Raw genomic sequence first — 375 nt, 5'->3', positions numbered from 1 at the left:
AAAGGAAAAACAATGCAAAAAATACTTCAAATCGATTTAGAAAAAAGAAAAGCTTTAGAGAATTTCAAAAATCTAGCTTTATTAGGATTAGGTGGAACAATGCTTTTAAATTTAAAAGAACAAGCTTTGGATTTTAGTCAAGAATTAACTTATATAAATACTTATGATAAGTATTTAAATTTAAAGCTTGATTCTTTTTATATCCCTTCTACACTTTTATCTTTGCTTCAATTAACTAAGAAAAGCAAAGAAGCTTTTTATATCAATGTTTTAATCAATAGCGATACACATTATAAAAATCCTTTATTACAATATGCTATTACCCAAAAACAAGAACAAGAAAATATCGTTTATGCTTTAAAAAATAATGAAAAT

At 23.2% G+C, this 375-nt stretch carries 1 pseudogene; it reads left to right on the top strand.

The features are described from left to right. Window positions 1–12: 12 nt before the first annotated feature. Window positions 13–375, top strand: a pseudogene (locus ELQ12_RS09965) (hypothetical protein); the annotation flags it as partial.

This window comes from Campylobacter sp. US25a (assembly GCF_004379075.1).
Lineage (GTDB): Bacteria > Campylobacterota > Campylobacteria > Campylobacterales > Campylobacteraceae > Campylobacter_D > Campylobacter_D jejuni.
This window is presented reverse-complemented; position numbering and strand designations above follow the sequence as displayed.